Genomic DNA, 5,583 nt, shown 5'->3' with positions numbered 1-5,583 from the left:
ATCTAGTAACAATCAATACGTTTACTATCCTCCTAAAATCATCAAAAATTGATCAAACAAACGAATCTATTATCTTTGCTTGGAGAGGGGAAGTTCACCGGCTAATAAACCAGTATGAAAATGCTCTAAAAGACTTCAATCGGGCAATCCAACTTAATTCTAGTTACAAGTGGGCTCTGGTTAACCGTGGCAGAACCTATCGATTAATGGAGCGCTATGACGAAGCATTAAAGGATTTCAATCATGCCATTGAGCTTGATCCTGAATATGATCGTGCCATCGCTAACCGTGGCAGAACCCATCGATTAATGGAACGCTATGACAAAGCATTAAAGGATTTCAACCGTGCCATTGAGCTTGATCCTGAATATGATTGGGCTATTGCTAATCGTGCTGCAACCTATCAAGCACTAGAAAACTATGATGAGGCTTTCGCAGATATCAGTTATGCCATTGTACTTGCTCCTAATAATAAGTGGTATCTACAACAACGCGCTTGGCTTCAACAAACTCCTGATAGATACGAACAATCAATAGAAGATTTTGATTGTTTGATCAAACTTGATCCTGGCAATATTTCATATATTACAGGTCGAGGCTTGATATTGCTTCTCCATGGAAGTTATGAGCGAGCATTAGAAGATTGGAATCACGCAATACAGCTGCATGAGAACTCTTGGATTTATTGTTATCGTGCATTAACACATTTCTATCTGAAAAGAAACAAACAGGCAAAAAAGGATATTAATCAAGCTATCAACCTCGCTCAGGAGCAATATGATAAAGACCCTAGCAAACATTATAATACCTGTAACCTAGGTCTTTATTACCTAATTGTTAGTAGACTAAATGATGCTAAATTTTTCTATCGAGAAGCAGTTACGCGAGGTATTCCAATCTCAATTCTTAAAGAGTCTATTGAGGATCTGAATAGATTATCAAATATTCTACCAAATCACCCTCATATGGTTGAGATGAGAGAATTTATAAAATCTCAGCTTGATCAACGTCAGAATCAGGCCCGTGTAGATATATCTCAAGAGGATGTAGAGATATTCCAAAAGAATATAAGTATGTTTCGAGAAAATATATATAAGTCAGGGGGGTCAGATACTGTTGATGAGTACTATTAACTAGCTCATGACACATCAATTTTTTTCAATATGAAATGTCAAAAATCCGGGTTAACACTTTGTATCTTGACGGCGACAGAATTTTGTTTTACTTTCAATTAATGCCGTGATGCTCACGGCTGACTAGAACCTAAAATTTGGCACCATCGGCAGGTGCTGACAACACCGTACCGATGGCTAACCCCCAGAAAGCGCAGGGCAATCTGGCGGCTGGGCACATTATGCCTCAGCCACCTCGATTAGCAAAGCTACTTGCGGGGTGGCTGAAGTTTAGGTTCTGGCTTTCCTACGCCTCAACGCCTCTTAAACCAAGAGGCCGAGGCCCTGTAACCAACTGGAGAACCAGAACCCATGTTTCAAGACAACACCCAGGGCGCAGGCGCGTCCAACGTTCCACCTGCCGACGGTACCCTACCCGAGTACCCATACGAAGCCATCAACCATACCCTGCTCGGCAGCCTCATCGCCATCCGCAACACCATCGCCCTGTTGCATAAGCTCCACTACGCCGAACCCAACGACTGGAGTAAACCCCTGCCCACCGGGCGACCGAATGAAATGATGGCGATTTTAACCAAACGGGTGAGGGTGGATTAGCAACCTTGGTAGGTTGAGATGTTGGGTTTCGTGACGGCAATAATGTTGTCCTTCGCTAAACCCAACCCAGCCTACATCGGCCATGACCGCACCGTAGCGCCCCTGACTTCGTCGGATGGCATAGCACTGACAATGTTGCCGCTGTTGGGCGCTATCGCCACATCAAGTAAGTGAAATTTTGCGAAACACTTGCAAAGCAGCTTTTGCCGACTCTTCCGTAATATCAGAGCCCAGTTTTGAACATCAACTGTCCAGTTGCTGCTTAAATTAAATGGGCTGAACGCGATGATTTCGATAAAGACTGAGGAGAGATTTTTGACACAGTTAGATTCAAAATTTATACGCAGTCAATTTCCTGCCTTTGAAGAACCCTCATTAAACGGCTGGGGCTTTTTTGAAAATGCAGGTGGCTCCTACCCATGCCAACAGGTCATTGACCGTTTGAACAAATTCTACAGACAGACCAAAGTTCAGCCCTATTACAATTACCCAACCGCCCAAAAAGCTGGTGCAGCCATGGATGACGCCTACCGCTGCCTGGCCGCCTACCTCAATGTCAGCGAATATGAAGTCCATTTTGGCCCATCCACCACCCAGAACCTCTATGTTCTAGCCCATGCCTTTCGCGAGATATGGAACGAAGGCGACGAAATCATTCTGTGCAATCAAGATCATGAAGCCAATGCCGGATTTTGGCAACGCCTGGAAAAAACAGGCATTGTGATCAAAGAATGGTGCATTGATCCCGAGACGGGTCTGTTGAATCCGGATGACCTGAATACCATGCTGTCCGAGAAAACCAGGCTGCTGGCCTTTCCCCACTGTTCTAATATTATTGGCCATACCAACCCGGTGGCAAACATTGTCGCCAAGGCAAAAGCAGCTACCGACATCTGTGTCGTTGTCGATGGTGTGGCCCATGCCCCCCACGGTTTGCCAGATATCGGATCGCTAGGGGCAGATATTTATCTCTTTTCTATTTATAAAACATGGGGACCGCATCTCGGCCTGATGACCATTAAAAAAGAGATCATGGAGCAGCTGCCCAACCAGGGGCACTCTTTTAATGCCCACAGCCGTCGCAAAAAGATGCTCCCGGCGGGTCCAGACCATGCCCAGATTGCGGCAACTGCCGGTGTAGCCGAGTACTTAGATGCCGTTTATCAGCACCACTTCTCTAAAACGGTTAGCCAAGCAGAAAAAGGACGACAGCTTAAAACACTGTTCCAGACCCATGAGAGAAAACTGCTGACCAAGCTTCTGGAATGGCTGCGGCAGCGTGATGACATTGATATTGTTGGACCGGATAAACCGACATTGCGCACGTCAACAGTAGCTGTCATACCCAAAAGAAAATCAATTGATGAGGTTTGTACGGTGCTGGCCGAAAAGAAACTGATGGTGGGTCAGGGAAGTTTTTATAGTGTTCGTCCATTAGAGGGAATGCATATCCCGGTCGATACTGGGGTTTTGCGCATGTCATTTCTCCATTACACAATCGAAGATGAGATTGACCAGCTGATTGATGGCCTGACCGCTGCGCTGGATTAGCCTGAACTCACCGGTCCTCTTCTATCTAGGACAGCGACCTTCCAGCAAATCGGCATATTGCCAAATGGCCCGAGCAATAAAGGCCACAAATACTCTGACCCGCTCAGTGGTCCGTAAATCGTTTAGAGTCAGCACCCATCCTGACCGACCAGCAATCACCTTACCCGGTGGAATCCGTCGCAATGCTGGGTCTCGATCCCCCCTGTAGCAAGGCAGCATGACCATACCCAAACCGGTTTGTGCGGCTGTTTGCTGCAACAGCATTGGGAAACTCCAACGAACGGGAATGTGGGGATAGGGGCTCTCTTTTAACCATTGAGCCGTGGGGAATGTGACGATTTCATCCATGCCAATCCAGCTGGCAGTGGGGGGTTCGGCATGGAGATCGTGCTGTTTAAGATACTCATGGGATGCGTAGTAGGAAATATTGAGATCGGGTAGACGATGACCGACTAGGTAGTCTGGCGGATTGGTCATAAACCGGATAGCTACATCGGCTTCGCGCTTGGTTAAGTCAGCAATGTCATAGGATGTCGTAATCTCTAAATCAATGTTGGGATAGGCTAGTTTGAACTGTTGCAAATCAGGAAATAGCAAGTACTGAACCAACGCATCAGCAACGGTCACTCGGATTGTTCCACTGAGGTTGGCGTCTTGCCCCAAAATGTTGAGCTGCAGTTTATGAATGTCATCCTCTACTTGTTCTGCCTGGGCCAGCATGGCTTCACCCATCTGGGTCAGACTGTAGCCTAAGGACGATCTTTCAAACAAGCGCACACCTAATGCTGTTTCTAGTGCGTCAATGCGACGAACCACGGTGGAATGACTGACGGCAAGCTTGACAGCGGCCGATCTGACCGACCCCGATCGAGCTAAGGCAAGAAATACGGGCAAATCATTCCAATTCATGGCTGTAACGTTTTTGAAAAATTAAAACGCAAATTTGGACCTCCACAATTCAATAATAGACCGCCTATGATGGCGATGTTCGTTATGACTGCATAGGCGAAACATGGCGAACCGCAAAAATCTGCTCAACTCATTCGCTAAATGTCTATGGTGCATAAAAGAATTAGGAGGATGCTGGCCGTTGTGCAGTGGTCAGGCTTGTTGTTATTGGCGGGATGCACGACGGTTGTTTCTTGCGATCGCACCCATCAGCTAGATATACAACAGTGGACAGCAGCCCCGTTGAGGGTCTCCCAACAGATGCGGCTTGAGGCATCACCGGAGGAGATCTTTGACTATATTTCTCAGGCAGACACACTACCCCAATGGATGCCGGGATTAGAGAGTCTGAGCTATGATCATGGCCAGTCTATGGCTGCAGGTGAGCTAGCTCAGGGCAGTCAACGAACAATGATGTTTGGCGAGCAATCGGAGATTGAAGACATTGTTTACTTTGATCGCCCTCATCTAATCGCGTATCAGATTCTTGAGGGAGTACCTGTGAGAAACCATCTGGCGATCATGACCGTAGAGGAGCGTGAAGGAGCTAGCTACCTCACTTGGAGCCAGTATTTTGATGTTCAGAGAACGTCAGTGGGTGGGTGGTTGATGCCGTTGATGGTGCGTAGTTTTGTGAAAGACGCTCAAGACAATCTAATTAAACACTTTGGGGGAGCAGCCGTTGCAGGCTGTCATGGGCAAAAAGCTGACTAACTGGTGAGATTAAAGCGTTGCAGCTTGGCGTCTAGCAGCTTGGGTAGTGTTTTTTGCAAACCGGATTTGTTGCTAAATTCCAGCTTGTGCTGAGCCGCAATGTCAAAGGGAAACTGTCCGGGCAGATCGCCCCGCTCCATCTGGGCGACAATCAGCTGCTCAGGGCGCTTGTTGCATAGAGCATAGCCTAGCTCTACACAGACCGCCGGGTTGGGCACTAGCAGGGGCAGATCGCCATTGGTTTCTAAAATTGGGGTGGCATCGGCAATAAACAGCAGGCTGCGACGGATATGGCGCATGAGGTTGCTCTTGAGCCGTACAGGACCGTTGCTAAGGCGATGGGATTCCACTAGCGTGATCGGTAACCGAGCGCGACGGTTAAATTTTTCGATGTAGGGTTCGATAGCGGCCCGCAGCAGATCGCTAGATTCGGGGTATTCCTCTTGGTAGCAAAGGAAAATGGTGGGATCGAGGTTGGCCAGGGAGTCGGCCTTGGAGAAATAGATTTCGTGGCTGATTAGATCGATATTTGCGATCGCATACGTCCCACTCCCCTCCACATAAAATTCCACCGCATCCCCTTCCAGATAGCGCTGAAACCAATCCGCCTCACGGACTTCGTCGATATCATCCAAAAAGT

General features: G+C 47.5%; 6 protein-coding genes. 4 read left to right on the top strand and 2 right to left on the bottom strand.

The window, feature by feature from the left end; translation table 11 throughout:
* The 3 genes from IQ260_RS27035 to IQ260_RS27025 form a co-directional block, all read left to right on the top strand.
* On the top strand, positions 1-1,133 hold a 1,133-nt coding region (locus tag IQ260_RS27035), incomplete at its 5' end, for a tetratricopeptide repeat protein (protein ID WP_193996183.1).
* A gap of 351 nt (positions 1,134-1,484) precedes the next feature.
* Positions 1,485-1,730: a hypothetical protein gene (locus IQ260_RS27030; RefSeq protein WP_193996182.1), complete on the top strand. Its 246-nt coding sequence runs from the start codon at positions 1,485-1,487 to the stop codon at positions 1,728-1,730.
* Between the two features lie 315 nt (positions 1,731-2,045).
* The gene (locus IQ260_RS27025; RefSeq protein ID WP_228016472.1) at positions 2,046-3,281 is read left to right on the top strand and encodes an aminotransferase class V-fold PLP-dependent enzyme; all 1,236 of its coding nucleotides are present in this window, start codon (positions 2,046-2,048) and stop codon (positions 3,279-3,281) included.
* Between the two features lie 21 nt (positions 3,282-3,302).
* Here IQ260_RS27025 and IQ260_RS27020 read toward each other — a convergent pair whose 3' ends face one another.
* The gene (locus tag IQ260_RS27020; protein ID WP_193996180.1) at positions 3,303-4,190 is read right to left on the bottom strand and encodes a LysR family transcriptional regulator; all 888 of its coding nucleotides are present in this window, start codon (positions 4,188-4,190) and stop codon (positions 3,303-3,305) included.
* A 147-nt stretch (positions 4,191-4,337) separates the two neighbouring features.
* Between IQ260_RS27020 and IQ260_RS27015 the strand changes: the two genes are divergently transcribed.
* Entirely contained in the window at positions 4,338-4,943 is a 606-nt protein-coding gene (locus IQ260_RS27015; protein WP_193996179.1) for an SRPBCC family protein, read from the top strand.
* Here the strand turns inward: IQ260_RS27015 and IQ260_RS27010 are convergent.
* Positions 4,940-5,583 (bottom strand): hypothetical protein (locus IQ260_RS27010; protein ID WP_193996178.1); only part of this gene is annotated, 644 nt, incomplete at its 5' end. The genes IQ260_RS27015 and IQ260_RS27010 overlap by 4 nt on opposite strands.

Source organism: Leptolyngbya cf. ectocarpi LEGE 11479, from assembly GCF_015207065.1.
Taxonomy (GTDB): domain Bacteria; phylum Cyanobacteriota; class Cyanobacteriia; order Phormidesmidales; family Phormidesmidaceae; genus Leptothoe; species Leptothoe ectocarpi.
The sequence above is the reverse complement of the archived record's forward strand: the minus strand, read 5'-3'. Positions and strand labels throughout refer to the sequence as shown.

Bases quoted from the DNA above. Each gene is read 5' to 3' on its own strand.
- IQ260_RS27030 (WP_193996182.1), top strand. From the start codon at position 1,485: ATGTTTCAAGACAACACCCAGGGCGCAGGCGCGTCCAACGTTCCACCT.
- IQ260_RS27015 (WP_193996179.1), top strand. From the start codon at position 4,338: ATGGTGCATAAAAGAATTAGGAGGATGCTGGCCGTTGTGCAGTGGTCA.
- IQ260_RS27020 (WP_193996180.1), bottom strand. From the start codon at position 4,190: ATGAATTGGAATGATTTGCCCGTATTTCTTGCCTTAGCTCGATCGGGG.